Here is a 23,155-nt window from a genome sequence, read left to right as displayed (position 1 = left end):
CAGCGTATTCTGTGAGGCTTTTTTGTTGTTCAGCTTTTATCAGTTTCTGATAATATTGTTTAGCTCTGACTTGAACTTGCGCATATGGTCAAAGTTTTCCGCAATGTCAAAAATAAAATGGTTGATGTTGGTTGCGATATCAATGTGCTCACTTCTGGATAGGTCACTGAAAACACAAGCCAACTGTACCTTATTTCCTTTTTTGTCGGTACCATAAAGAACTGCCATTACCATGTCAATATTGGCACTGGTCATAAAACCGCAATACTGAAAGTGTTTGCTGGTGATAGGGGAGGTCATCGGAATTGCCTCCATTACATAATTGAGGTGGTCTTGTTCCGCTTTGGAAAAGTAATTTCGGCTGTTGATTTTTTCAGCCAAGGAAACGTATTCCTGAGTGGATGATTTAGGCGCTTTGTCTGAAAGTAATGACAGGTACTCATGCTTGTGCTCACTCTCGTAATTGATCTGATTTAATAGTACAGTGTCTTTTTTCAGTGTCTCTCTTAGCTTGATTGTAGCATCTATAAAGTCTGTCTGTGAGAGCTTGTAAAGGCTGTCTATATACAATTCTGGAGGAGAGTTGTAAGGATTGCTGCAAAGCATATCAGCGGCACCAATCGGGAAAATCTGAGTATGTTGATACAGTTTTAACTTTTGAAGGTTATCGTTGATGTTTTCCATGCCCAACAAGTCTATCAGGTAATCAGCACAGGATTCAGAGCTGAACGAAATCATTCCTGCTGCAACATCCTTTAACCTGATACTTCCTCCTCTCAGTTTCTTGGTATAAGTAAGGTAGTCCGTCCAGACATTGAAGCGGTTGGTGTTGAGGTTATAAACATTAATGTCACTGATTTTAACAGGCTTTTCTGGCTGGATCTTACCAGCAGCAGCTTGTCGGGCGTATTCTACGGCTATCACCATATTGCTCAACTGGCCGACAGTGACCAAAAGGTCATCACTGTAATGGATATACTCTTTCCCATTGACTGAATAGCTTAGGGACATTTTGTTGGGATTGTTTTTAAGGAAGGAGAGGATAATATCCGTTGGACTTTCCTGAGCAATTGCTTGGACGTTTAAAAAGACAAAAAAAGCCAAGCACAGCAGTGTCATTTTTTTCATTGATTGCAAGATAGTATACAAACACCAGCTGAATTGCCCTGTTGAAATCAAAAAATTCTGCAAGCGCCTGTTATGTGGATAAATTAAAAAGTCTTGGTATGCAATGTACTAAAAATGGTTGTATAGGCTGTGATTGAGTTTAAAGAATCTTATCACAGAAGGCTATACAACCATTTAAGTTATTGTGAGTCAAAATGATATTATTATACTCTTTTGAACTCAGGTATTTCAAGTAAATCCAGTACGCTGTTGAGATTCAAATAGCTTTTGTTTACATAGTTGCTCAATACTATCAATGTGGTTTCGTTGGCAGGGTAGTGGACAAACAATGTTGCGTACCCTCTCCACCAGCCACTGTGCCAGATTACCTTGGTTCCATCTGAACAATGGAAAAGCCTGTAGCCAAACCCATAGTTCCTTTGGCTCTTTGTTTTATCTATACTGTCTTCAAAAGCTTCTTCAAGGATCTCTTTTTTGATAATCTGATACCCGAAGATTGCCTGATCCCATTTGTAAAGGTCCTCTGCTGAAGAGTAGATGCTTTTGTCACCGAGAACAGAGTCTAGAAAATAACTGTGGAAAGCTTTACGTCTTCCTGAGTATCCAGTTGTGAGCTTGTCTTGATGTGTTTCGGCTTGCTTTTCATTCCATGCAAATGTATTCTCCATGCCAATAGGTTCGAAGAACTCCTCATTCATAAATTGCCAAAAGGGCTTATCAGCAACATGCTCCACGATACAGCTCAGCAAGAAGTAATTGGAGTTGTTGTAATCGAACCGTCCATCTGGCTGACCGTAAATATTAGGTTTTTCTTCAAAGAAAAACTTCAGCATATCTTCATTTGTGGTTGGTTCTCGTTGGTCATCCACTTTCTTGTCAGCCACATAAATGTAGTTAGGCAATCCCGAACGGTGGGTCAGCAATTGTCGGATGGTAATGCTCTCATCGTAAGGGAAGTCAGGTAAGTATTTTTTGACAGACTCATCATAGTCTAACTGCCCTCGCTGTTTCAGCAGCATGATTGCCATGGCTGTGAATTGCTTGGAAACTGAAGCAAGTTGGAAAATGTCGTGACTTTCCATTTTAGCTCGACTGCTGAAGTCTTTATATCCAAAAGCATTCTTGTATAGGACATCGCCTTTTTGGGATACGAGTACTGTCCCATTGAATCGCCTGTATTGGTGGATATGTTGAAAGATGGAGTCTAAATTACTTTTCTTGAGTTCTAGTGCGTGGGCTTCAGCAGCTGCCTTGAGGCTATCTTCCTTATTGATAGCATGGCTATCTTTAGTAAGGTTATGTTGCTGGTTTCCTTCTGAGTGTACCTCTACGCATCCATAAGTGAAAAGTGAAAAAGCGGTTAGTAAAGTAAGTTGCTTTAGTCTATGCATGCTTAATGTTTGCTTGAGACATGAGATAATTTGTTGGCTATAAAGCGATCACAAAAGTAAGGATATATGAGGTGAATGCAATATGTTACAGGTAGCTTTTGGTATTTTAACATAATGATATATAACTATTTAGTAGCATTTGTTTAATATGTAATAAATCCATTTAAGCGAAATGAATGTTCATAATATAAATTTTCTAATATATATTTGAATATAAAAAAGGCGTTATACTCAAATAACCAACTTATAATAACCCTGACTGATATGATGAAAAGACAATTGTTCTTACTCTGTTTGCTGTCCATGGTTTGTTTAGGAAGCTGTCAGCAGTCGGAACAAAAGCAGGAAAGACCAACACCCCTTGAATATATTTCGACACAGGCAGGTGAGGTTCCTGTATATGATTTTAAAACTTTTGAGCCTTTGTTACACAGGCAGAACGATACGACCTATGTTGTGAATTTTTGGGCAACTTGGTGCAAGCCTTGTGTAGAAGAGTTACCTGCTTTTGAGCAACTGAACACAACTTACAAAGGTAAACCTGTAAAGGTGATGCTGGTAAGCCTTGACTTTAAGGAACAGGCAGAAAAGAAGCTGGGTAATTTTATGCAGAAAAAAAATATAGCATCTGAAGTGCTGCTGCTCGATGATCCCGATGCCAACGCATGGATCAATAAGGTAAGTGAAAAGTGGTCTGGGGCTATTCCTGCAACTGTGATCTACAAAGGGAATGATTATTCTTTTTATGAACAGTCGTTTGACTATGAATTGCTTGAAAAAGAATTGAACAAAAAATTATAATTATCATCAACTCCTTAATTCCTAGAACTAATGAAAAAAGTAACATTAATCTTGTCAGTGGCTGTAATGGCAATTGTCGGTTGCGGCAAGACTGCGGAAAAATCTGCAGATACCCAAGAGCAAGAAGTTAAAGTAGCAACAGCAACGGAAGCATCTGCTGAAGAAACTCAGCCTGCTGGATATTCAGTAGGGGATGAGGCTACGGATTTCCGTCTGAAGAATATAGATGGAACAATGGTCTCAATGAATGATTTTGCAGATGCAAAAGGCTTTATTGTCATCTTTACTTGTAACCACTGTCCTTATGCGGTTGCATATGAAGATAGAATTATCGAGCTGGACAAGCAGTTCAAGGACAAGGGATATCCAGTAATTGCGATCAACCCGAATGACCCTTCTCTTCAACCAGAAGACTCATTTGATAAAATGAAGGAGAGAGCATCTGATAAAGGTTTTACATTCCCTTACCTGTTTGATGAAGGTCAGGAAGTTTACCCTGTTTATGGAGCAACAAGAACACCGCATGTTTACCTACTGAATAAGGAAAACAATAAGCTGGTTGTAAAATACATTGGTGCTATTGACAACAATTACAAGGATGCTTCAAAGGCAACTGAAAAGTATGTAGCTGATGCAGTAGAGGCATTGGTTTCAGGTACTGAGGTAAGTGTAGCAGAAACTAAAGCTATTGGGTGTTCGATCAAGGCTCAATAAAATAATGAAATCATAAAAAGGCCCTGTTCATCTTGTATTGAACAGGGCTTTTTTATGTGCAAATAAGCAGAGGAACAATTGAAAACGGAAGTTTTGTTGTGATATCATGAAACCACAACTGACTCTGACACCAGAAGATCGCAGCAAGCTCGAAAAGCTGTATAAGTACGATACCTCCTCACGGGTACGCCTCCGTTCTCATGCAGTCCTGCTTTACGCCCAAGGCTTTAACTTTACACAGTTAACTGAGATCTTGCAAGTGAATAAAATCGAAACGGTTAGCCGTTGGATTCAGCATTGGCAACAGCACGGCTTTTCAGGTCTGTATGATAGCAAGCCACAGCAGCATCCCCGCAAAAGTTTCAAGGCGTCAGAGGAAAAAAAATCATTGATTTCCTAAAGGATGGCGTACAGCGCTTGTCAAGAGTTCAAACCTACATCAAGGAGCATTGTCAAAAGTGGGTGAAAGTCTCAACGCTACGACGTTGGATGAAGAAATGGGGTTACCGATGGAAAAGAAGCCGCAAAAGCTTGCTGCATAAACGGAATCAGGAAGACTTTGAAAAAGCCCACCAATGGCTGAATACACTTAAGAAAAAGGAGGAGCAGGGAAGAATCGATCTTTATTTCTTTGATGAAATGGGCGTCAACCTTATCCCAAGTGTGCCTTATGCATGGCAACTAAAAGGTAAAAGGATATTGCTTCCTTCCGTGCCAAGTGCAAATCTGACCGTACTCGGGTTTATGAGTAGAACACAATCATTCAAGTCTTTTCTCTTTCAAGGGGCTGCCAACTCTGAAATAGTTATTGAGTGCTTTGATCGCTTTGCCAGTGACATAATTCGTCCAACCATTGTCGTGTTAGACAATGCACCTACACATCGAAGTCATAGATTCAAGGAACAAATCGAAAAATGGAGGGATAAAGGACTTATACTCTTCTTTATCCCTCCTTATTCTCCTGAGCTTAATTTGATTGAAAGACTCTGGAAAGAAATAAAATATACATGGTTGCCTAAGTATGCTTATACCTCTAAACAAGACCTAGAAAAACAGATAATCTATATCCTTGAAAACATAGGAGAGAAATTCTCCATTTCATTTCAATAGTTGCTTAATATTGCGATTACTGCTTTTTAGTCTCTTTTGACCACACAAGCTCTCTGTTTTGGCGGTCTATGTTCAAGATGATTCTAAGAGGATTTGGGATGATTACCAGTTTGGTTGGTTTACCTAAATAATCATCAACCTCTACGAAAACGCCTTGGTCAAAAGTTACGTCATACTCAGGTCCCATTGCATTTTCGCCAGTCTGAACATATTGTTGGGCAATATAGCTCAACGGAGAAAGAACGTCGATGTCAGGGCATAGGTCATCATGTACGTCTGAAAGGATATCCTCAAGTGTGTCACCGTGATCATCTACAAAGTCGTCTTCCAAATCATGGAGCGCATCCTCAGTTTCGTCGTACTTTTCGTCCTCGTAGCTCAGTTGATTCAGTTCAGATCTTTTTTTAATGATTTCAATCAGCGCCTTTTCAATAGCTTCGGTGTTCATGGTCATAAGATGTCAGAGACATTTTTGTTGTGTGATAAATTGAGATTGATAGGAAATCGGTTATCATACTTGACAACGTGATTTCCTTAAATACATGGAGCAAAAGAATAGGATATAATGTCTTAGTCAATTGCTCCATGTTGGAAGTCCTAATGTCAGGACGATGATTACAAATATGTGATTTTATCAGAAAAGTTAAAAAAAGCGATGGATTAATCTGCCTTTTTTACAACCTGATAATTGTCATCTGTTCTTTGTTCGATCAGTATAGTAGCAGGGTCAATGCCCAATCCTTTGATCGCTTCATCAGTATAGTTTCTGACCGTGATCAGTTCTAGGTGATTCAAGGTAGAAATATAGAAATGGTCTGACAGCACATTGATCACACGCTGGATGTTGCTTTCATTGTAATCTACACAGATTGTGAATGAAAGTGCACTGTTGCGTGTCAGGTTCAGCTTAATATTGTACCTAGAAAGTTCATTGAAAACCACTCCCAAGTGTGCCTTGTTGACGTTTAGGAAGTCCTTTTCCTCAAAGCGCATCAGACATTGGTTTTTCTTGAAAATATAAGCCGTCTTGGTATTGTCTTTCATTTCCACATCCCCAATTACGGTACCGGGGTCACTAGGGTGTACAAATGACTTAACGTAAAGAGGAATGCCTTTTACCGCCAATGGGCGGATCGTTTTTGGGTGTATCACTGAGGCTCCATAGTAAGTCATTTCCGCTGCATATTTGTATGACAGCTTATCATATAGTGTCGCATCAGGAACACGTTTAGGATCAGCATTCATAATGCCGGGAACATCTTTCCAGATAGTCAACCCATCAGCATCAAGGCAATGTGCAAAAATGGCAGCACTGAAGTCAGAACCTTCACGTCCTAAAGTAGTAGTACGGTTGCTGATTGTTCCGCCAATGAAACCTTGAGTCAGGATTACTTGCTTATCAAGAATTGCAGGAAGTTCAGCTTTGATCATCTGCTCTGTCCAGTCATAATCCACTTGACCTTCTCTCCAAGTCTCACTTGTCTGAATGTAGATACGGGCATCAATAAATTGAGTCGGTACGTCCTCTTGATTCAGGTAAGCAGAAATGATATGTGATGAAATCAGCTCACCAAAAGATACGATTTGGTCATAAAGTTCATCCTTATCTTCGATACCTGATGTCAATTTCTTTTCCAGCAAGAAGAATAGTTGATCCAGCTGTTTGAAGATGGTAGCTTCTTGGTTGTTGAAAAGCTCACGAGAAATATCAAGGTGGAAATTGCGCATTTCCTCAATCAGCGGCTTGTAGTCATCACCCTTATGGTAAGCTTCCAGAATAGCTTCTAGACCATTCGTGGACTTGCCCATAGCAGATACAACAACCAGAAGGTTTCTTTTATCCGAATATTCGCTGATGATTGTCTTTACATTTCTAACAGCATCTGCATCTTTGATAGACGCTCCTCCAAACTTAAATACTTTCATTTTTTTTCAATTAAGGGCTTTGAATATTAAAAAAAGGGTGGGGTTGCTTCAATGGAGGTTATAGGGTGAAAAACAAGGATGTGTTGCCCTTAGACAACACACCCATTTTATGATTACTTATATCAGATCTTGATCTTTTCAATTGCCAGTTTCGGATTCTCGTTTTTGAAAACATAGCTACCAGCAACCAGAATCGAAGCACCTGCTTCTATCAGTTTGGCAGCGTTACCTTCATCCACGCCTCCATCAATTTGGATACGAGCTTTGCTGCCCTTCTCGTCGATCATCTTTTTCAGTGCCCTGATCTTGTCATAGGTCTTCTCTATGAACTTCTGACCACCAAAGCCAGGGTTCACAGACATCAGACAAACATAGTCAAGGTCTTCGATGATGTCTTCCAGAAGTGTAATAGAGGTATGAGGGTTTACTGCAACGCCTGCCCAACAGCCCAATTCTTTGATCTTTTGAATAGTTCTGTGTAGGTGTGTACAAGCCTCAATATGTACTGAGATCATCTCTGCACCTGCATTCTTGAATGCCTCCAAGTACTGATCAGGATTGTTGATCATCAGGTGAACATCAAGAGGTTTCTTTGCGTGACGGTTAATCGCTTCAGTCACAGGAATACCAAATGAAATGTTTGGCACAAATGCGCCATCCATAATATCGATATGAAACCAGTCAGCCTGGCTATCATTAATCATTTCCACATCGCGCTGTAAGTTGGCGAAATCAGCTGCCAGCACTGATGGTGCAATAATCGTTTTCATGCTCGTAGTCTTCAGTCTCGTTCAAATAATACGGCAAAGATAGTTGAATCGATGGGGGTTGTGCAAACATTCCAAGTAGTAATATGAATTTGTTAAGAATAGAGATTTTAAAAAAAGAATAAAAAAGTCTCAATCATTAGGTGATTGATGTATCTACAGTGTTGAATCTTGCTTACTTAACTTGCAATCGGTTGTTTGTATGAAAATGTATGGATGTTTGGGGAAAAGAATAGTACAATACCGATTTGGTATTAAGTCAGATTATTGCTTTTTTATTATTAATTAAATTTAAAATTGTAAACTTGTGAGAAACGAAAGGCTATTTGACCTAATGGTAAAGCATTAAAAGTACTATTAATGTCGTTTTACAGCTTTTTACTTGATGATTTGTAATATTCTGAGAGAGAAGCTGGATCGTTAACCCTATTAGGACAGTCTTTTGATATCAATTAAGCTATCTGTTGAGTGCGATAATAATATAAATAAGAAGAGGTCTTTCACTCAATTTTAAGTAGCCCAACGCTAAACTGAACTAACAAATATCATTTATCGTCCTTAAAAACATTACAACTTATTTTTTGACCATGAAGGAAACTAAACAGAAGCTCCCAAAACTGGTGGTGGATGATCCTTGGCTGGAGCCGCATGTGCAAGAGATCGAAAACAGAATAGACCGTTTTGTGAAGCTCAAAAGTGCCCTTGAACAGCACTATGGCTCAATCTACGACTTTGCTGGTGCCCACAAATTCCTAGGCTTCAACTATGACAAGGAAAGAAGAGGGTGGTACTACCGTGAGTGGGCGCCAAACGCTCATGCTCTTTTCTTGATAGGTGATTTTAATGGCTGGAATCGGAATAGTCACCCGCTTCATCAGATTGAAGGTGGAGTATGGGAAATCTTTCTTGATGATGATACTTATGCGCACTCACTCAAGCATAACAGCAAGATAAAAGTATTGGTACATGCTGCCAATGGAGCCGTGGAGCGGATTCCTGCCATGATGACAAGAGTTGGTCAGGACCCTGGTTCTCCTAACTTCTCTGGTTTATTCTGGAACCCTGAGACAGCGTTTTCATGGGAAGGGGATAGCTTTGACCCGACAAAAATAACGGAACCAATCATTTATGAATGCCATATTGGAATGGCAACAGAAAGTGGAGGTGTCGGGACATTCAAGGAGTTTGAAGACAATGTGCTTCCGAGAATTAAAGATCTCGGTTATAATACAATTCAAATGATGGCAGTGCAGGAGCACCCGTATTATGCCTCATTTGGATATCACGTATCCAGTTTCTTTGCGGTTTCTTCCCGTTTTGGAACACCTGAAGAGCTGAAAAGCTTAATTAAAAAAGCCCATAGTATGGGAATTGCAGTGGTGATGGACATTGTTCATTCACACGCTGTAAAGAACCTGAATGAAGGTCTGAATGAATATGATGGTACTGACTACCAGTATTTTCATGCAGGAGGGAAGGGAGATCACCCTGATTGGGACTCAAAAATTTTCAATTATGGAAAGTGGGAAGTAATACAGTTCTTACTTTCTAATGTCAGGTACTGGCTGGAGGAGTTCCGCTTTGACGGGTTCCGCTTTGATGGAGTTACTTCTATGCTTTATCATCATCATGGTCATGCAGGCTTTGCAAGCTATGATGATTATTTCGGAATGCAGGTTGACACTGAGGCTATCACTTATCTACAGTTAGCCAATGAGTTGGCTCATGAGGTAAGAAAAGGTGTGATGACCATTGCTGAGGATGTGAGTGGTATGCCTGGATTGGGTAGACCTGTCTTGGAAGGTGGACTAGGATTTGACTTCCGATTGGGAATGGGTATTCCTGATTTCTGGATTAAAATTCTTGAAGAGCAACGTGATGAAGATTGGAATGTGTGGGATTTCTGGAGTGTGATGGTTAACCGTCGTTGGAACGAAAAAACGATTGCATATGCAGAGTCTCATGATCAGGCTCTTGTGGGTGACAAAACGATCGCATTCTGGTTGATGGACAAGGAGATGTATGAAGGGATGGATAATGCTAGCGGCAATATTGTTGTCGATAGAGGAATTGCCTTGCATAAAATGATCCGATTCCTGACTTTATCTTTAGGTGGAGAGGGATACTTGACATTTATGGGTAATGAATTCGGACATCCAGAATGGGTTGACTTTCCAAGGGAAGGGAACAACTGGAGTTACCATTACGCAAGAAGACAGTGGTCATTGGCTGATAATGGATTCCTTCGTTATCAGAAGCTGAACAACTTCGAGAAAGCAATGATTGATCTTGCCAAGAAATATCATGTGTTGGCTCCTCAGGAAGCGAAAATTTTGAATATGGATGCAAACAACCATACCATAATATTCCAAAAAGGAGAGTTGGTTTATGTGTTCAATTTTGATCCTTCGAATTCGATACCTGATTATGAATTCAATATTCAAGATGGGGGAAGCTATGAGTTGATATTGGACTCGGATGCACCAGAATTTGGAGGTTTTGGACGTGTAAGTCACGGTTCAAGATTCTTTACTGACGAAAAACAGCACTTGAAAATCTATAATGTAAATAGAACAGTACAGGTTTTCCGAAAAGTTGACTAATCTCCATTAGGAGGTAGCTAAGAAGCTTCACATTAATTGTGAAGCTTTTTTTTATTCTCTATAAAATCATACATGAGCTGTATTGTGTATGATGTTCTGATTGAAATAACAATGATCTGAGTCAATTTGTTAACGGTTTTTTAACGATAATTATCAATAATTCAAGATCTGTTTTTATTTTTGTATGATAGAGATCAATTATTCAAGTAAGTTTCATTGACAATCCCAATTCAACATGAAGTGTCAAGTACAACGACGAATGCTCTTCACATTGAGCTTCATTTTTTCGGTAACTTTATCTTTTGCTCAGAACTATAATACCTCTAAGTTCAAGCAGTTAGATGAAGAACTGCCTACGCCAAACGTATACCGTACTGGTTCAGGTGCTCCTGGACATGAGTACTGGCAGCAGCGTGCTGATTACAGCATTAAAGCTGAACTGGATGAAAGTATCCACAGACTAAATGGTTCTGAAAAAATTACATACACTAACAACTCACCTGATGAGTTGACTTACCTGTGGGTGCAGTTGGATCAGAATATGCGTGCTACTGATTCTGATACTTATAAAATCAGCCAGAACCAACTGAGAGACAAAGCTACTGTTGATCAGATGGAGGGTATTGATGGCTATCCTGAGTATGATGGTGGTCACAAGATTCAACTTGTAAAGGATGCTAACGGTAAAGATCTGACTTATACAGTCAACAAGACAATGATGAGAGTAGATCTTCCGAAGCCTCTGAAAACAGGTGAGTCTTATACTTTCCAAATTGACTGGTACTACAACATCAATGACCGTAACCTGATGGGTGGTCGTGGTGGTTATGAGTACTTCCCTGAAGATGATAACACGATTTATACCATCACACAGTGGTTCCCAAGAATGGCTGTTTATGATGATGTAAATGGATGGCAGCACAAGCAATTCTTGGGCAGAGGAGAATTTGCATTGCCTTTCGGTGATTATGAAGTAGAAATTACAGTTCCTTCAGATCATATTGTTGCTTCAACAGGTGAGCTTAAGAATCCAGAAACTGTATTGACAGAAAAGCAGCAAGAATTGTTCAAGCAGTCTAAGACAGCTTCAAAGCCTGTAGTGATTGTTTCTCAAAAAGAAGTTGAGAAAAAGGAAAAAACAAAAGCCAAGGATAAAAAGACTTGGGTTTACCATGCTGAAAATGTAAGAGACTTTGCTTGGGGTAGTTCAAGAAAGTTCATTTGGGATGCAATGGGTGTTGAGATTGATGGCAAAACTGTAATGGCAATGTCTTATTACCCTAAAGAAGGTAATCCACTTTGGGGACAATACTCAACAGAAGTTGTAGTGCATACATTGGAAGTGTATTCTAAATTCACAATTCCTTACCCTTACCCTGTAGCTATTTCAGTAGAGGCTTCAAACGGTATGGAATATCCAATGATTTGTTTCAACTACGGTCGTCCAAACGCTGACGGTACATACTCTGACAGAATCAAGTATGGTATGATCTCGGTAATCATCCACGAAGTAGGTCACAACTTCTTCCCGATGATTGTCAACTCTGACGAAAGACAGTGGACTTGGATGGACGAAGGTTTGAATACATTCGTGCAGTTCTTGGCTGAGAGAGAGTGGGATGAAAACTATCCTTCAAGAAGAGGTTTCCCTGAGAATATTGTTCCTTACATGAAAGGAGACAAAAACAATATCATGCCTATTATGACTAACTCGGAATCAATCAAGCAGTTTGGCAATAACGCTTACGGTAAGCCAGCGACTGCATTGAATATCCTGAGAGAAACAGTAATGGGTAGAGAGTTGTTTGACTATGCATTCAAAGAGTATTCTACTCGTTGGGCATTTAAACACCCTAAGCCTGCTGATTTCTTCCGTACAATGGAGGACGCTTCAGCTGTTGACTTGGATTGGTTCTGGAGAGGTTGGTTCTATACTACTGACCACGTAGACATCACAATCGAAAATGTTGAGATGTTTGAAATCGATTCAAAGAACCCTCAAGTTGAATTGGCTAAACTGAAGCAAGAAAGAGATGGAGTTCGTCCTAATATCACTCAGGTGAAAAACAAGGAGGAAAACCTTCCAAGAAAGATTGATACTAAGTCAGGCTTGAAAGACTTCTACAACAGCTATGATCCATTGGATGTGACAGCTGATGCAAAAGAAGGCTATGAGTCTTATAAGAAGTCTGTTGGTAAAGAGGAAATGCAATATATTGCTGATCGTAGATTCTTCTATCAGGTTGACTTCAAAAATGAAGGAGGTTTGGTAATGCCAATCATCGTTGAGCTAGAATATGAAGATGGTTCAAAAGAGCTGAAGCGTATTCCTGCAGAAATTTGGAAAATGGATGATGTAGTGGTTAGTAAAGTATTTATTACAGAAAAACCAGTAAAACAATTTGTGTTGGATCCACACCGTGAAACTGCAGATGTAGATACTGAGAATAACTACTTCCCTAGAAAACCTCAGATGAGCAGATTCGAAATCTACAAGAGAGATTCGGCAGCAAGAGGTGCTGGAAGAGGTTCTAACCCAATGCAGAAAGCGAAAAAGAAAAATAATTAACAGAGACTCTTGTCAAATACTGTTAAAAAGTATTATTTTTGGATTCGTTAAATAAATTATGTCATTCTAGGTAACTAGGATGACATAATTTTTTCAACTATTAACTAAATTATGCACTTACTTATAGGTTATTATTTAATAATCTTATTTAACTAATTTATTGTAATCCACACTTACTAGAATCATTGCTATACTGATTCTGTATATCATCAAAAACACAAAATATTGACAAAATGGTAGACAACTCTAGAAAACCAGTCCACCACAATGACGACGAGATCGATCTGAAGGAGCTTTTTAAACTGGCTGGAGAGTTCTTTGGAAATGTTGGGAGGGGAATATTAAAATCTGCAATTTTTCTGAAAAACCTTATTTCAAGGTGGTATAAATTGATAGTCACTTTTACAATTATAGGTGTCTTGGCAGGTTATTCCTTCAAATTTATCACATCATCTTATTACAGCACAAGTGCTCAAGTAAATTCAAAATTCTTAAAAGGAAATACTTTTATTAAAGAGTTTGAAAAGTTGAATTCTTTGGCTAAATCTGATGATGAGAAAGCTAAACAATTATTAGCTAGGCATTTAGGAATTCTTGTTGATCAAGCAAAAACTATAACAGAAGTAGGAGCCTTTCATTTGAATGATTATAATCATATTTATGAGAGTATGGTTTTGAGTATGTCGCAGGAAAGTGCAGACTCATTACGAATGGAAGATGCAATGTCAGGAGAGAGTTTCATGATTGAAATCGGTGCTGAATCTGATGCTATAGAAGCTATAGCTTTGAAAGAAGGAATTCAAAAGTACTTTCAAAAGAATTCATTTGTTGCAGCTTCTCAAGAAGTGGAAAAGCAGAATTTGATGAGAGAACGTTCAGAGTTGCTTGCTGAAATGAAAAATCTCGATTCCTTAAATATTGTATTGAAGGATGTATTGAAGGGACAACTGAAAGATTCAAATACTTCTTCATCTTCGAATTTCTTAACTTTAGATGCAGTACAAGATAAAGTAAAGTCTTCAGGAGACCTATCTATAAAAGTAATCAAGGAGAAGCTTGAAATGCAGAATAGAATAGGTGAAATAGAAAAAGAAATAGCCCTTTCAGATGCATTGGTTTTTGTAAATGACTTTGAGGATTTGTCAAAGGTGAAAGTTTCAGGAGCTAGTAGGGCATTGCTTGGGTTACAGATTGCATTATCTATTGTATTAGTTATTATTGTTCTTGTAGAGCTGAATAAATTCCTGTCAGCTAAGGAAAAGGAACTTAAAGCTTAATAGAAATTATTGATATATAGATCAAGTTTAAAGCCTGACAACACGAATGTCAGGCTTTTTTAGTATTTGTATAATCTCTTGCTATGATAAGTATCGAAGAGTTTAATTTGCTATTATAGAAAATGCCAGCAGAATTAACTTTCCATGAAGGAAAATTTTTGAGTCATATTAAAACTGGTGAAACGATTCAGGCAGTTAATGCAATTGATCAAATTTTTATGGGTAAAGTGTTTTTCTGATGACAAAAAGATCATTAGCATAAGTACTTTGAGTGACCCTTAACCTACTTTATACATTGCAATCTTAACGTATTACATGCCTTGTGTATACTTTAGGTATCCCATCCCTTGGGTGATTTCAGCCCAACTTTGCACATCAAACTCTACAACAGTACACCCTGCAGGAGGAAAAGATATTCCAGATTCACATGTTATGTACTCCAAAAAATAGTTCAGAGTGGGGTTGTGGGCAATGATCGCTACATTCTTTAGACTGTCTTCTAAGTTACAGATAAAGTTGTGTAAACCACCCGTTGAAGTTTGATACAGCATTGGAGCAACTTCAAGGATGTCTTTTTCTTGTTTCATTTGTTCTGCAATTAATTGAGCCGTAGTAGATGCTCTAAATGCAGAACTGTGAAAGATTTTGTCAAATGTTGCATAATGACTCTTTAGGTAATAGCCAAGTCTTGTGCTATCTATAATTCCTTTTTGAGTCAGTTCACGATCGTGGTCACTAATTCCGGCATAGCTAAGTTCAGCTTCTCCATGCCTGATCAGAAAGAGTTGTTTCATAAGAAGGTTATTAAGGTTTTTGGTTTAAATAGCTTAAAGTTCAACAGTCGTTTTTTCAGATTCTTTTTTACTATCGTTTGGTTTGGGAGGTGAATTCTCTTCGAGTACTTCTATATCAGTTATAAAATACCTTGTGTCTCCTCTCCAAAAGAACTTAACTAGCTTTTCTTCATAGTTCAATTGTACTCGTTGCTTTTTGAGTGATGCTTGTTCCAGCTTCTTTAATAGATCATTTTGGTCTCGGTCCACAGAAAAGTACCAAACAGAAGATAGGGACCCACCTTTTTGGTAAGTATCGATTCCTTCCATATTTAAGGTACCTTCATAAGTCTTGAAAATAAACCCTTTCTTACTCATCTTCATGACTACTCCTGAGCGATACCCTGAACTATAGCTACCATAATAAAGAAAAAGAAACACTATAGCTCCTATTGCAATCAGAACAGCAATTGTAATCAGTAAAAACTTTTTGAATTTATTCATAGTGGAAAGTTATCATGTTTATTAACCTCTTCCTATCAGGAAGTTGGGTTGTTAATAGCGGCTTATGATGAATATAGATGATTTTTCACATTATAAAGCTTGTCTCACCTTATTAAATTTACATTTTGAAATCATTAATTACATTTAATACCACCATTTTCTCAAATGAAATTAATAAATAAACGTGTATTGGTTTTTATAGCAGTTTGTTTACTGTTTGGAGGTTGTAACACTGAAAAAAAAGAAAGTGTATTAGTGATGGAACAGATGCAGAAAGAGACTCCTGAAGACCACAAAATCATCATCTACCAAATGATGACTAGGCTTTTTGGCAATACCAACTCCACAAATAAGCCTTGGGGAACATTGGAAGAAAATGGGGTTGGTAAGTTTGATCATATTAATGATGCCGCATTGAAGTCTATAAAAGACTTAGGGGCATCACATGTTTGGTATACAGGTGTACTCGAACATGCAGTTTGTACAGACTATACTAAATTTGGGATACAGCTTGATGATGCGGATGTAGTGAAGGGTAGAGCTGGTTCACCATATGCTATCAAGGATTATTATGACGTCAACCCAGACTTAGCCATTGATGTAAAGAACAGAAAAGCGGAGTTTATGTCACTGGTAAAGCGGACACATGACAATGGGTTAAAAGTGTTAATAGACTTTGTGCCAAATCATGTAGCAAGAGCTTATCATTCAGACGCTAAGCCAGAGAATGTGAAGGATTTTGGTGAAACAGATAATACATCTCTGGCTTTTGACCCTCAAAATAATTTCTACTATATCCCTGGTGAGCCTTTTAAAGTGCCGGAAGGTTACACTCCTTTAGGTGATACTTCATTTCCGACAAAAGATGGGAAGTTTGATGAAAACCCAGCTAAAGTAAGTGGAAATGGAGCAGCTGTAAGCCAGCCAAGTGTTAATGATTGGTTTGAAACAGTAAGATTGAATTATGGTGTAGATCATGTAGGAGATGGGACAAAGCATTTTGAACCAGTTCCTTCAACTTGGGAAAAGTGTCGTCAGATTCTAGCCTACTGGGCTGAGCAAGGTGTTGATGGTTTTCGTTGTGACATGGCAGAAATGGTGCCTTCAGAATTTTGGGGTTGGGTAATTCCAAAAATTCAGGAAGTTAATCCTGAGATAATCTTTATTGCAGAAATCTATAACCCTAATGCATATAATGAATATATAGATCAAGGCAAGTTTGACTATCTGTATGACAAGGTTGGGATGTATGACTCACTTCGTGCAGTAATGGAAAACAGGCAGGGGGCTTCAGCCAAGCATTTTACAAAAGTATGGAAAGACCTAGATGGCGTAAATAACCATATGTTGCGATTTCTGGAAAACCATGATGAACAGCGAATTGCTTCTGAAGAATTTGCAGGGTCAGCCATAAAAGGAAGACCAGCCATGGTGGTGAGTGCTACGCTTAACTCAGGACCAGTAATGGTGTATTTTGGTCAGGAAGTAGGTGAGCCAGGAAGAGGTGAATCAGGCTTTGGGGGAGATGATGGACGTACAACAATTTTTGACTATTGGGGTGTTCCAGAACATCAGAAATGGGTGAATGATCATAAATACGATGGAGGTCAGCTTTCTGATGAACAAAAGGAGTTGAGAGCATTTTATAAACAGCTTTTGAATGTGACGAAAAATTCGGAAGTATTTAAGACTGGTAAATTGTATGACCTCCAAGCAGATCATAAAAATGCTGAAGGATTTAATGCAGATCGTCAGTATATATATATACGCTATACTGGTAAAGAGCGGGTATTAGTAGTTACTAACTTTATGGGTGAGTCAGTTTCGCCTTCAATAAATATTCCTGAGGCATTGATCAAAGAAATGGGATTGACTGTAGGGAAGGTAAAAGCAGAAGAATTATTGACTGGCAAAGAACTGGAGTTTGAACTTGGAAAAGGATCCAAATTGGAAATCCCAGCCTATGGAGCATTAATGCTGAAATTCTAAAAATTGAGCGGGTATTAAGAAAAATAAACCCCATCCATGTTGATTGGATGGGGTTTATTATTACCTCAAAAGAGATGATTGGTTGGTTAGAATGGTAATTCACCACCAACATCACCACCAACTGGTGGGGGAGGAGGAGGTACATCTCCTGGAGTTGAACCAGCAGAAGGGGCATCAGCTCCAGAAACTCTCCAAGCTTCCACGTTTGTGAAATACATTGTTTTACCGTCTTTTTGGAACGGTCTGCCTTTCAGGTCAAAAGTAACATTGATTTGGTCACCAACTTGGAAACCGTCGATCAAAGAACATCTGTCCTGTGTAAGCTGCATTTTTATAAACTGAGGGTACATGCCATCTTGGATTTCGATGACAAACTCTCTCTTTTTGAATTTTTCTGAGATCTGTTGCTCAGGATAGATTACCTCTATCTTACCTCTTGTTTCAAAAGACATATTATACTCGAGAATTATAATGTTTTATAGCGTGAAGCAAGTGCTCAATTACTTCGGACCTCGAAGGTAATAATTTTTTCTTTAGAAATCATGTAACGAAAACTATATCCCTGAAACTGTCAGTCAATTACTTTATCGAAGTTTTGTATTAAATAAAGTGGAACCTTATTTTACTTTCAGAATAAATGGAGTTGGATTTTTCTTTGATTTTCTATCAGGAACAATTTAATTCCATAACAAATAACAATTAACTACATACACTAATAAATAACCATTAAGCGCACATAACTATGATCAATAAAGTAGTAAATAATGCCGAAGAGGCCATCAAAGGAGTAGAAGATGGAATGACCTTCATGTTAGGAGGGTTTGGGCTTTGTGGTATTCCTGAAAATGCGATTCAGGCCTTGCTTAAGTCAGAGGTCAAGAACCTGACTTGTATTTCCAACAATGCTGGTGTCGATGATTTTGGTCTTGGACTTTTGCTAAAAACCCATCAGGTAAAAAAAATGATATCTTCTTATGTGGGAGAAAATGCAGAGTTTGAAAGACAGTTATTGGCTGGGGAGTTGGAGGTGGACTTGATTCCTCAAGGTACATTGGCAGAAAGAATAAGGGCAGGAGGAGCAGGCATTCCTGCATTTTTTACACCTGCTGGAGTAGGTACTGAGGTAGCCGAAGGAAAAGAAGTAAGAGAGTTTGACGGGAAAAAGTATTTGATGGAAAGTTGGCTGAAAGCTGATTTTGCATTTGTCAAAGCGTGGAAAGGAGATACAGCAGGTAACCTTATTTATAAAGGTACTGCCCGTAACTTCAATCCAATGATGGCTACAGCAGGTAAAATAACTGTGGCAGAAGTCGAAGAACTTGTGCCGGCAGGTGAGTTAGACCCAAATGAAATACATACATCAGGCGTCTTTGTTCAAAGAATTTTTCAAGGCAAAGATTATGAAAAGCGTATAGAGCAAAGAACCGTTAGGTCATAACATTTTATAAAGATTTAAATAGTTGATTGAAAATCCCTGTCATTAAGCTTGATAGGGATTTTTCAGTTTTAACAGGTGTGTTTAATCGTTAGTGATAATTAATCAATATTATACTAAGGCGATTTTTATTAAAAATATAATAATATTGATGCTGATTTAAATTTTTTTAAAAAATACAAAGTATTTGATTGGATTAACTTGATATAATTTGCGAATCAAGCCTTAAATGACTAATTATATTACAGTTCGTTAACAGGCCTTCCAATATTAATGCAAACTTCATAGCAAAACCCAATATAGAAGAGAGCTTGTTAAATCATTTCCGTGTGTTATTTCTTTCAATCTGAACTGGAAACTACGTTAGGATAAGTAAAACCCAAATTCTGCCTCTCCATAACCAGTTCTCCATTGTAATTCATAACAATTTTAAAATCCTTTGAAGTATGAAAAACCTTAAAATCTACTTGCTGGCAATTTTAGGTCTGCTGGCACTTACTACGAGTTGCAGTGATGATGACGATGCTGATGCAGATATGATATTGACCCCAAACTCTGAATCAACTAACGCTTATAGTGGTACTGATGTTGAGTTAACTTACTCTTACAATTCAAGCCAATTGGTTACTGATCAAACTTTGGTAGTAAATGGTGACGACTTCCTATTTAGGAACTACAAATATGATTCAGGTGATCAGTTGGATAGCTATGAGGTGGGTATATTTATTGAAGGAACTGAAGTTGTATTAATGCAAGTTGATTATGAGTATGATGGAGGGGTATTATCTAGTGCAGTTGCATCATTTAATGATGTTGTTTTTGGAACAGATACTACAACTACTGCTGCTGCAAGATTAGGTAAATTAAATCAAAAGTTAGAATTGCCAACATTACAAGACCTTCAGAGATTGCCAATGGAATATAGTACCAGTAATTCAAGGGTTGCTGCATTTGAGGATTTTTTTAGAATAAACTTTAGCAGTAATGAAAGTGGCGTATTCACAAGGTATGAAGTCTTAGATTTTGCAACTAATACACCTTTTTTAGGTGTTGATATGACTTATGATGATGCTGGAAATATCACGTCAGTTGTAAGTAAAATAGACATTTCTGGTTCTGGTAATTTAGCAGACTATTATGAAGCTGAATATACTTATGATAATGGAAATCGGAATAAGTATAGGGCATTTAAAGAAATAGGAGGTCCACTAGATATATTTTCACTAGATGTTTTATTATATTCTATTCCTAGTTTTGAATCAGATACAGATGTGATCTTTTACTTATTTGGACCATTTTTATCTCCACAATCCAGACAAGATGCAATGTTAACATCTACAGTTACTTATGCTTCAGGCCCATCAACCATTACATATACACATGAGTTTAATGATAAAAAGTATCCATTGACTACGACCTTGAGTGATGGCTCTGCCAGTGCTGTTGAAACAATGGTTTACAATGACGAAGAGTAAAAATAGATAAATCTATATGTTTACAGTAGAAAGAGAAGCCCAGTAAAATTCTGGGCTTTTTTTGTACCCAACCTTTTTTTACCTTGCCAGCTTGAATTACTCACGGTATTATTAGCTGAATAACTGAAACTATGCAAAGCAAGAAGATTTTATCTTTCCTAAAAGACTTGGCTGCAAACAATGACAGGGAGTGGATGCAAGTCCATAAGGTTGAGTATCAGGAAGCAAAGTTAGCCTTCGAGGAAATTGTTGAACAACTAATCCTAGGTATTCAAAGCTTTGATAGTACCATTATAGGACTAAAGCCGAAGGAATGTATTTTTAGGTTGCATAGAGATACTCGTTTTAGCCCTGATAAAACACCCTATAAACTTAATTTTGGTGTGTCAATTTCGAAGGGTGGTAAAAAAGCTGAAGACGCAGGCTATTATATGCATATTCAGCCAAATGGTGAGTCATTTGTTGGTGGCGGAAGATATATGCCCTCCGGCGAGCATCTAAAGAAAATCCGTCAGGAAATTGACTATAATACGGATGAGTATAAAGGAATTATTTACGATACTCAATTTACAAGTGCTTTTGGTGAAGTTTGGGGTGATAAGTTGGTGAGAGCACCGAAGGGATATGCGATTGACCACCCTGAGATAGAACTGTTACGCTACAAGAGTTATATTGCCATGCATAAACTCTCGGACAAAGAAGTACAGTCTGAAAACTTGATAGAACTAGCGGTAGACTTGTTCAGAAAAATGAAACCGTTCAACGATTTTTTGAACCGATCAACTGAAGATTAGATTTTTTGAGAAGCAGCGAAGGATATGAATTTTGATGAACAGATCAATAAGCTGATCTATGACTGGGAAAAGCACGCAATGCCTGTGTTGCGTGGTGTAGCGGGTGTCAATTCACTGGCTGCCGTCGCTTTATTGATTTACAGATATGGTTTTTTCTTGACTGAAGAAGAAACGGCGGATTTGTTTGCAAGCTTCGACTTGATCTTCCTGATTTTTGGTATGGTTTACCTGACACGGCTGCTTTTTCAGTTGGATCGGTGGGCTTTTATCAAAAGTACTTGGTTAGAAGGGGTACTTAACCTCTTTATTATTATTCATGGGGCAGTAAACTATTTCTTTGGGGTAAAGCTTCTTTTGAGCCTTAGTTTGATGTTCAGTGATGCGAATCCTGTACTTCAGTACCAACATGTGCTTTCCTGTTATTTGTTACTGATGGTGATGACGGAGGTAACCAAGCTCTCCACTCATCTATCCAACCTTAATATAAAGCCAGCTACTACATTTATTTTTAGTTTTTTACTATTGATCGGGATCGGTACCTCTTTATTGATGTTGCCAGCTTCCACTGTTGGTCCGCATAGTATGAAGACTTTGGATGCCCTGTTTACAGCCGTATCAGCCTCTTGTGTTACAGGGCTTGCCGTAGTGGATACAGGACAGTTCTTTACTTTCAAAGGACAGTTGGTGATCTTGTTTTTGGCTCAGGTTGGAGGGATAGGTATTGTTTCATTTGCGACGTTTTTTGCAACTTTTTTGTCAAAAGGAGTAGGACTGAAGCATCAGTCAATTATTCAGGATTTTTTGAGCAGCGAAGATTTGTCGTCCGCAACACAGCTGTTGCGTAGAGTCATCTTCCTGACGCTATTGATTGAACTGGTAGGTACTGTTGGTCTTTTCTTTTCTTGGAGTGAGGAACTGGTTTTTGACAGCTTTGGACAGAAGCTTTTTTACTCACTGTTTCATTCCATTTCTGCGTTTTGTAATGCTGGATTCAGTCTGTTTCCTGATGGCTTGAATACCTCGATTCTTTCTGATGATACTACTGAATTTGCTATCTCAGGTATGCGAATAGATATTCGAAGAATGTATGGTTTGCATATGGTGGTGGCAGCATTAATCATATTTGGTAGTATGGGTTTTACCACGATAGAGGAAGTACTTTCGCCCTCCAAGATTTATGATAGGGTAAAAAAGCCTTGGAAAGACTGGAGAATTGGAACCAAGATGGCATTGGTTTCTACTGCGTTGCTATTATTGTTGGGAACCTTGGCTGTCTTTATATTAGAAGTAGACCAACTCAGACATGACAAGACAATAGTTGAAGCTTTGATAACCGCCTTTTTCCAATCCGTAACAACCAGAACTGCGGGGTTCAATACAATGGACTTTGGCAGTATGAAAGACTCTACTATCATCATAATGATGTTTTTGATGTTTATTGGGGCTGCACCAGGCTCTACAGGAGGTGGTATTAAGTGTACAACCTTTTATGTGTTGCTTCTTTCTGCCATTGGGGATATTAGAGGACAAAAGAATATCATTATAGGGCGACGAGCCATTTCACCTACTGTCGTCAGGAAAGCTTACTCCATTTTGATGTTTGCAACAACGTATAACGTATTTGCCATTTTTCTGTTGAGTATTACAGAATCGGGAAATACGGATATCGGGATTTTACAGATTGCGTTTGAGCAGGTATCAGCATTCGGTACAGCGGGTATCAGTATGGGGATTACAAGTGACCTGTCAAGTTGGGGAAAAGTGATCATTATTATTTCTATGTACATTGGTAGGGTAGGTACATTAACGCTTGCACTCGCATTGAGCAGTACTGTGAAAACCAATTCATTCAGGTACCCTGAAGAGCATGTAATGATCGGTTAAAAGATATTTAAGTCT

At 38.4% G+C, this 23,155-nt stretch carries 20 protein-coding genes; 12 read left to right on the top strand and 8 right to left on the bottom strand.

Annotated features, from left to right (window positions below; genetic code table 11):
* Positions 1 to 39: 39 nt before the first annotated feature.
* Together V6R21_RS18045 and V6R21_RS18040 are read right to left on the bottom strand one after the other, a co-directional pair.
* On the bottom strand, positions 40 to 1,128 hold the full coding sequence (locus V6R21_RS18045; RefSeq protein WP_334244983.1) for a serine hydrolase: 1,089 nt from the start codon (positions 1,126 to 1,128) through the stop codon (positions 40 to 42).
* Positions 1,129 to 1,331: 203 nt separating this feature from the next.
* Complete coding sequence (locus tag V6R21_RS18040; RefSeq protein ID WP_334244982.1) at positions 1,332 to 2,519, bottom strand: serine hydrolase domain-containing protein; 1,188 nt, start codon at positions 2,517 to 2,519, stop codon at positions 1,332 to 1,334.
* A 264-nt stretch (positions 2,520 to 2,783) separates the two neighbouring features.
* On the opposite strand from V6R21_RS18040, the gene V6R21_RS18035 reads away from it, so the two are divergent.
* The 4 genes from V6R21_RS18035 to V6R21_RS18020 all read left to right on the top strand — a co-directional run bounded on the left by V6R21_RS18035 (position 2,784) and on the right by V6R21_RS18020 (position 5,144).
* A complete protein-coding gene (locus tag V6R21_RS18035; protein WP_334244981.1) occupies positions 2,784 to 3,320 on the top strand; it encodes a TlpA family protein disulfide reductase in 537 nt (178 codons plus the stop codon).
* A 30-nt stretch (positions 3,321 to 3,350) separates the two neighbouring features.
* On the top strand, positions 3,351 to 4,034 hold the full coding sequence (locus tag V6R21_RS18030) for a redoxin domain-containing protein (RefSeq protein ID WP_334244980.1): 684 nt from the start codon (positions 3,351 to 3,353) through the stop codon (positions 4,032 to 4,034).
* 106 nt (positions 4,035 to 4,140) lie between these two features.
* Positions 4,141 to 4,434, top strand: coding sequence for a helix-turn-helix domain-containing protein (locus V6R21_RS18025; protein ID WP_334242229.1), 294 nt, complete (start codon positions 4,141 to 4,143; stop codon positions 4,432 to 4,434).
* Positions 4,435 to 4,451: 17 nt separating this feature from the next.
* Positions 4,452 to 5,144, top strand: coding sequence for an IS630 family transposase (locus V6R21_RS18020; protein ID WP_334242230.1), 693 nt, complete (start codon positions 4,452 to 4,454; stop codon positions 5,142 to 5,144).
* 16 nt (positions 5,145 to 5,160) lie between these two features.
* On the opposite strand, the gene V6R21_RS18015 is transcribed toward V6R21_RS18020, so the two are convergent.
* The 3 genes from V6R21_RS18015 to rpe all read right to left on the bottom strand — a co-directional run bounded on the left by V6R21_RS18015 (position 5,161) and on the right by rpe (position 7,840).
* Positions 5,161 to 5,592: a hypothetical protein gene (locus V6R21_RS18015; RefSeq protein WP_334244979.1), complete on the bottom strand. Its 432-nt coding sequence runs from the start codon at positions 5,590 to 5,592 to the stop codon at positions 5,161 to 5,163.
* Positions 5,593 to 5,804: 212 nt separating this feature from the next.
* Positions 5,805 to 7,070 (bottom strand): aspartate kinase, encoded by a 1,266-nt coding sequence (locus tag V6R21_RS18010; protein ID WP_334244978.1) that lies wholly within the window; start codon positions 7,068 to 7,070, stop codon positions 5,805 to 5,807.
* Positions 7,071 to 7,192: 122 nt separating this feature from the next.
* The gene (gene rpe, locus V6R21_RS18005; protein WP_334244977.1) at positions 7,193 to 7,840 is read right to left on the bottom strand and encodes a ribulose-phosphate 3-epimerase; all 648 of its coding nucleotides are present in this window, start codon (positions 7,838 to 7,840) and stop codon (positions 7,193 to 7,195) included.
* 584 nt (positions 7,841 to 8,424) lie between these two features.
* On the opposite strand from rpe, the gene V6R21_RS18000 reads away from it, so the two are divergent.
* The 3 genes from V6R21_RS18000 (at position 8,425) to V6R21_RS17990 (ending at position 14,286) form a co-directional block, all read left to right on the top strand.
* Entirely contained in the window at positions 8,425 to 10,440 is a 2,016-nt protein-coding gene (locus V6R21_RS18000; protein WP_334244976.1) for an alpha-amylase family glycosyl hydrolase, read from the top strand.
* A gap of 235 nt (positions 10,441 to 10,675) precedes the next feature.
* Positions 10,676 to 13,009, top strand: coding sequence for a M1 family metallopeptidase (locus tag V6R21_RS17995; protein ID WP_334244975.1), 2,334 nt, complete (start codon positions 10,676 to 10,678; stop codon positions 13,007 to 13,009).
* 233 nt (positions 13,010 to 13,242) lie between these two features.
* On the top strand, positions 13,243 to 14,286 hold the full coding sequence (locus tag V6R21_RS17990) for a hypothetical protein (RefSeq protein ID WP_334244974.1): 1,044 nt from the start codon (positions 13,243 to 13,245) through the stop codon (positions 14,284 to 14,286).
* A gap of 311 nt (positions 14,287 to 14,597) precedes the next feature.
* On the opposite strand, the gene sixA is transcribed toward V6R21_RS17990, so the two are convergent.
* Positions 14,598 to 15,080 carry a phosphohistidine phosphatase SixA gene (sixA, locus tag V6R21_RS17985; protein WP_334244973.1) on the bottom strand — a complete coding sequence of 161 codons (483 nt, stop codon included), beginning with the start codon at positions 15,078 to 15,080 and terminating at the stop codon, positions 14,598 to 14,600.
* A 33-nt stretch (positions 15,081 to 15,113) separates the two neighbouring features.
* Positions 15,114 to 15,563, bottom strand: coding sequence for a hypothetical protein (locus V6R21_RS17980; protein WP_334244972.1), 450 nt, complete (start codon positions 15,561 to 15,563; stop codon positions 15,114 to 15,116).
* Positions 15,564 to 15,728: 165 nt separating this feature from the next.
* On the opposite strand from V6R21_RS17980, the gene V6R21_RS17975 reads away from it, so the two are divergent.
* Positions 15,729 to 17,552: an alpha-amylase family protein gene (locus tag V6R21_RS17975; RefSeq protein WP_334244971.1), complete on the top strand. Its 1,824-nt coding sequence runs from the start codon at positions 15,729 to 15,731 to the stop codon at positions 17,550 to 17,552.
* A gap of 86 nt (positions 17,553 to 17,638) precedes the next feature.
* Here V6R21_RS17975 and V6R21_RS17970 read toward each other — a convergent pair whose 3' ends face one another.
* Positions 17,639 to 18,004 (bottom strand): DUF3127 domain-containing protein, encoded by a 366-nt coding sequence (locus V6R21_RS17970; protein ID WP_334244970.1) that lies wholly within the window; start codon positions 18,002 to 18,004, stop codon positions 17,639 to 17,641.
* Positions 18,005 to 18,294: 290 nt separating this feature from the next.
* On the opposite strand from V6R21_RS17970, the gene V6R21_RS17965 reads away from it, so the two are divergent.
* From V6R21_RS17965 to V6R21_RS17950, 4 genes are all read left to right on the top strand, one after another.
* Positions 18,295 to 18,990 (top strand): CoA transferase subunit A, encoded by a 696-nt coding sequence (locus V6R21_RS17965; RefSeq protein ID WP_334244969.1) that lies wholly within the window; start codon positions 18,295 to 18,297, stop codon positions 18,988 to 18,990.
* 443 nt (positions 18,991 to 19,433) lie between these two features.
* Entirely contained in the window at positions 19,434 to 20,462 is a 1,029-nt protein-coding gene (locus tag V6R21_RS17960; RefSeq protein WP_334244968.1) for a hypothetical protein, read from the top strand.
* A 131-nt stretch (positions 20,463 to 20,593) separates the two neighbouring features.
* Positions 20,594 to 21,256, top strand: a complete 663-nt coding sequence (locus V6R21_RS17955) for a DUF2461 domain-containing protein (protein ID WP_334244967.1) — start codon at positions 20,594 to 20,596, stop codon at positions 21,254 to 21,256.
* A gap of 24 nt (positions 21,257 to 21,280) precedes the next feature.
* Positions 21,281 to 23,140 carry a TrkH family potassium uptake protein gene (locus V6R21_RS17950; RefSeq protein WP_334244966.1) on the top strand — a complete coding sequence of 620 codons (1,860 nt, stop codon included), beginning with the start codon at positions 21,281 to 21,283 and terminating at the stop codon, positions 23,138 to 23,140.
* Positions 23,141 to 23,155 lie beyond the last annotated feature (15 nt).

The organism is Limibacter armeniacum, assembly GCF_036880985.1.
Taxonomy (GTDB): domain Bacteria; phylum Bacteroidota; class Bacteroidia; order Cytophagales; family Flammeovirgaceae; genus Limibacter; species Limibacter armeniacum.
This window is presented reverse-complemented; position numbering and strand designations above follow the sequence as displayed.